Below are 5,082 nucleotides of genomic sequence, written 5' to 3' on the forward strand. Positions count from 1 at the left end.
CCCCTGCCCGCATGCTGGTCTTTACCCATCCTGCCTGTCTGCAACACGATCCCGGCCGCGGCCACCCCGAATCCCCGCAGCGCCTGCAGGTGGTGCTCGATGCCCTGCACGCCGCCTTCCCCGACCAGCTGGACTGGCGCCAGGCGCCGCCGGCCAAGCTCGGCGAGCTGGCCCGCGTCCACGACAGCGAGCTGATCGACCTGGTGCTCAAGGCCCAGACCGAGCCGCTGCGCCAGATCGACATGGACACCCTGACCTCGCCCGGCTCGGCCAGCGCCGCCCTGCATGCCGCCGGTGCCGGCGTGGCCGCGGTGGATGCGGTGATGCTGGGCGATGACCCGGTCGCCTTCTGCGCGGTGCGCCCGCCCGGCCACCATGCCACCGCCACCACCGCGATGGGCTTCTGCCTGCTCAACAACATCGCCGTGGCCGCCGCCTACGCGCGCGACCGCTACGGCCTGGAACGCATCGCCATCGTCGATTTCGACGTGCACCACGGCAACGGCACCCAGGACATCTTCATCGCCGACCCCGGCGTGGCCTACTACAGCACCCACCAGGCCGGGCTGTTCCCCAACTCGGGGCTGCGCCGCGACCGCGGTGCCGGCAACCTGATGAACATCCTGCTGCCCCCGGGCAGCGGCGGCTTCCGCTTCCGCAACACCTGGGCCGATGAAATGCTGCCGGCCATCGACGATTTCCGCCCGCAGCTGCTGCTGATCTCGGCCGGGTTCGACGCGCATCTGCGCGATCCGCAGGCCGACCTGATGCTGGAAACCGACGATTTCGCCTGGATCACCGCCGAGCTGCGCGGGTTGGCCCGGCGTCATGGCGGTGGTCGGGTGGTGTCCATGCTGGAGGGCGGATACGACCTGCAGGCCTTGGCCGAGTGCAGCGTGGCCCACGTCGGCCAACTGCGCTGAGCCCCTGCGCGGCCCCGGGCCGCGCATGAACCTGAACCCTCGGCCGGGCAAGGCCTTCATTGCCCCTATGCAAGGGATGGGGCAAGCTACGATCCGTTTTCCCCCGAATCCGACTCCCGCGTGCGCCGAGCCCTCCGCCTGCTGCCTCTCCCCCTGAGCATCGCCATCTGCCTGCCGGCCATGGCCGACGACAAACCGGTGAACTGGGGCCTGTGCCCGGCCACCGATGTCCTGCCCGTCTTCGATGATGCCCCCAAAGCCGACAAGGCCGCCGCTGCCACGCGCGACCAGCAGGACACCGACATCGAGGGCGACCAGCTGTTTGGCACGTCCACGGTGCCGCAGTACCAGGGGAATGTCGCGCTGAAGCGCGGCGATCAGTTCCTGGGCACCGACCACCTGAGTTTCGATACCGAAAGCGGCAACTACATCGCCGAGGGCAACGTCCGCTACCAGGACTCCTCGATCCGGATGGTGGCCAAGCGGGCCGAAGGCAACCAGGAAGCGGACACCCACAAGATCAGCGACATCCAGTACCAGCTGGTCGATCGCCGTGGCAACGGTGGCGCCGAATCGGTGGACCTGCAGGGTGCGGTCGGGCAGATGCACCGCTCCACCTACACCACCTGCGACCCGTCCCAGCCGGTCTGGAAGCTGTCGGCACCGCAGATCGAAGTGGACAACGACGAGGGCTTCGGCACCGCGCGCAACGCCGTGCTGCGGATCGGCAAGGTGCCGGTACTGTGGGCGCCGTACTTCAAGTTCCCGATCGACGACCGCCGCCAGACCGGCCTGCTGTACCCGCAGCTGGGCCTGTCCGGGCGCAACGGCTTCGATTACGCCCAGCCGATCTACTTCAACCTGGCGCCGAACTACGACGACACCCTGACCCCGCGCTACATGAGCAAGCGCGGCCTGATGCTCGACAACGAGTTCCGCTATCTCTACGACGGTGGCCGCGGCACCCTGCTGACCGGCTACCTGCCCAACGACAAGCTGCGTGACAAGGATCGCGGCCGGGTCGAGTTCGAGGGCTACCACAACATCAATGCCAACTGGCAGGCCCGCGCCAACATCGCCTGGGTCAGCGACGAGCGGTATACCGAAGACTTCTCCAGCAAGCTGCTGGGCGTGACCGCGTCCAACCTGCAGAGCCAGGTGGGCATCTACGGCACCGGCGAGAACTGGACCGGCGGCCTGATGGCCGATTACTGGCAGCTCACCGACTACACTCTCACCGAAGACTCGCTGCCGTATGCGCGCCAGCCGCGCGCGTTCTTCACCTGGGACAAGCCGCTGCTGCCGTGGCTGGAAGCCGGCGTGTATGCCGAAGCCGTGCGTTTCACCCACGACGACGTCAACGTCAAGTTCGGTGCCGACGGCGACTACGAACGCGACGGCCGCGTGTTCAAGCGCTACGACGGCTCGCGCCTGGACGTGAAGCCCTACGTGTCGATGCCCTTCAGTGGTGCGGCCTGGTATGTGACCCCTACCGTCGCCTGGCGTTACACCGCCTACGACCTGGAACGCGGCCTGGCCGACGACGTGCGCCGCCAGGCGCTGGTGGATGCCGGGATCGACCCGGCCACGGCCACCCCCGAGCAGCTGCGCGGCAACGCCTCGCCGAGCCGCAGCCTGCCGGTAGCCAGCCTGGACGCCGGCATGTTCTTCGACCGCGAGACCACCATTGGCGGCAAATCGTTCCTGCACACGCTGGAGCCGCGCCTGTTCTACCTGCGCACGCCGTACCGCGACCAGAGCGACCTGCCGATCTTCGATACGCGCGACTTCACCTTCAGCTGGGGCCAGCTGTTCCGCGATTCGCGCTATACCGGCGCCGACCGCCAGAACGATGCCAACCAGCTGACCATGGCGCTGAGCACCCGCTTCATCGACCAGACCACCGGCCGCGAGCGCTTCTCCGGCAGCATCGGCCAGATCCTGTACTTCGATGATTCGCGGGTGACCATGCCCGGCAACACCACCCCGGTCGAAAAGGGCAAGTCCGCCTGGATCGCCGACGGCAACTACGCCATCAACGACCGCTGGAACCTGGGCGCCACCTACCAGTGGGATCCCAAGTACAAGCGCGAGGACCTGGCCAGCGTGCGTGCGCGCTACCTTATGTCCAACGATGGCGTGGTCAACCTGACCTACCGCCACCGCCTCAACCCCGATGGTACCGACCTGCTCAAGCAGGCCGACCTGTCCTTCCTGTACCCGATCAGCCCGCGCTGGAGCCTGGTGGGCCGCTATTACTACTCCCTCGAAGACAAGGCACCGCTGGAAATCATCGGTGGCGTGCAGTGGGACAGCTGCTGCCTGGCCGTCCGCGCCATCGCCCGCCGCTACGTGCGCAACCGCGAGGGCGAGCTGAACAATTCCTTCCAGATCGAGTTCGTGCTCAAGGGCTTGAGCTCCATCGGCCAGAACACGGACCGCACCTTGCGCCGTGCTATTCTCGGGTACTACCGAGACGACCTCTATCTCGTGCCGCCCAGCAACACCGGGGCCGACCGCGACGACTACGATCCGAATCAGATCCCATGACCAAGACCCTTCCCGTTCTACTCGCTTCCCTGCTGGCGGTATCCACCGTCTCGGCACCGCTGCAGGTGCTGGCCCAGCAGAGCCAGCCGCTGGACCGCATTGCCGCCATCGTCGATGAAGACGTGGTGCTGCAGAGCGAACTGGACCGTGCGATCCAGAACATCAAGGCACAGTACGCCGGTCGTGAGAACCAGCTGCCGCCGGAAGACGTGCTGAGCCGCCAGGTGCTTGAACGCCTGGTGCTGGTCAAGCTGCAGGTGGCGCGCGCCCAGAGCAGCGGGATCAAGATCGGCGACCAGGAGCTCAACCAGGCCCTGAACGCGATCGCCCAGCAGAACGGCTCCAACCTGGACGCCCTGCGCCAGCGCCTGGCCCATGACGGCATCGACTTCAACGATTTCCGCAACTCGGTCCGCGATGAAATCACCGTGCAGCGCCTGCGCCAGAGTTTCGCGCAGAGCCGCATCAGCGTCAGCGAGGGTGAAGTGGATGCCGCGCTGAAGCAGCAGGCCTCGGTGGGCACCCAGTACCACCTGGCGCACATCCTGATCGGCCTGCCGGAAGGCGCCACCGCTGACCAGATCACCACCGGCCAGAAGAAGGCCGATGGCGTCAAGGCGCTGCTGGACAAGGGCGAACTGGACTTCAACGCCGCTGCCGTGCGCTATTCCGACAGCCCCAACGCGCTGGAAGGCGGCGACCTGGGCTGGCGTTCGCTGGATGAAATCCCCAATGCGTTCGCGCAGATGATGGCGCAGATGAAGGCTGGCGACGTGGTCGGCCCGATCCGCGGCCCGAGCGGCTTCCAGCTGCTCAAGCTGGTCGAAGTACGCGATGCCAGCGCCGCCGCCAGCGGCCAGACCATCACCGAATACCATGCCCGTCATATCCTGGTGCGCATCACCGACCAGCAGGACAATGCCGCGGCCAAGGCCAAGATCGACACGCTGCGCGCGCGCATTGCCGGCGGCGCCGATTTCCAGGCCGTGGCCAAGGAAGCGTCGGACGACAACAACAGCAAGGGCCAGGGCGGCGATCTGGGCTGGTTCCCGGCCGATGCCTTCGGCCCGGACTTCGGCAAGCAGGTGGCGGGCGTGGAAGACGGCGGCGTGAGCCCGGCCTTCCGCACCGATGCCGGCTGGCACATCGTGCAGCGCGTTGCCACGCGCCAGACCGATGCCACCACCGACAACCAGCGTGCCCAGATCCGCGAGACCATCGGTCGCCGCAAGCTGGAAGAAGAGTACAACCGCTATCTGCAGGAACTGCGTGGCGAAGCCTACGTCAACCTGCGTACCGGCGCGGACGCCACCGGCACTACCACCACCACGCCGCCGCAGTCCTGAGGATGCCCCGATGATCCCGCAGCTCGCTCTGGTACCGGGCGAGCCCGCCGGGATCGGTCCGGAACTCTGCATCCGCCTTGCCCAGCAGCCGCGCACCGAGTGCCGGCTGCTGGCCTTCGCCGACCCGGACACCCTGCACGCCGCTGCCGCGGCGCTGTCGCTGCCGCTGCAGCTCCTGCCTGAAGATGCCGTTGCCCGCCAGCCGGGCGATCTGCGCGTGCGCGCGGTGCGCAATGCCGTCCCCTCGCGCTTCGGCCACGCCG

At 67.4% G+C, this 5,082-nt stretch carries 2 protein-coding genes and 2 pseudogenes; all 4 read left to right on the plus strand.

The window, feature by feature from the left end:
• Positions 1-11 precede the first annotated feature (11 nt).
• Complete coding sequence (locus DBR34_RS03255; RefSeq protein WP_128095684.1) at positions 12-923, plus strand: histone deacetylase family protein; 912 nt, start codon at positions 12-14, stop codon at positions 921-923.
• 120 nt (positions 924-1,043) lie between these two features.
• On the plus strand, positions 1,044-3,473 hold the full coding sequence (gene lptD / locus DBR34_RS03260) for an LPS-assembly protein LptD (protein WP_128095681.1): 2,430 nt from the start codon (positions 1,044-1,046) through the stop codon (positions 3,471-3,473).
• Positions 3,470-4,774: pseudogene (locus tag DBR34_RS03265) on the plus strand (peptidylprolyl isomerase); the annotation flags it as partial. The gene lptD and the pseudogene DBR34_RS03265, both read left to right, overlap by 4 nt.
• A gap of 55 nt (positions 4,775-4,829) precedes the next feature.
• Positions 4,830-5,082, plus strand: a pseudogene (locus DBR34_RS22045) (4-hydroxythreonine-4-phosphate dehydrogenase PdxA); the annotation flags it as partial.

The sequence above is a fragment of the Stenotrophomonas sp. HMWF003 genome, assembly GCF_003061285.1.
Lineage (GTDB): Bacteria > Pseudomonadota > Gammaproteobacteria > Xanthomonadales > Xanthomonadaceae > Stenotrophomonas > Stenotrophomonas maltophilia_AP.

Excerpts from the sequence above, each read along its gene's own strand:
- DBR34_RS03255 (WP_128095684.1), top strand. The coding sequence starts at position 12 with ATGCTGGTCTTTACCCATCCTGCCTGTCTGCAACACGATCCCGGCCGC.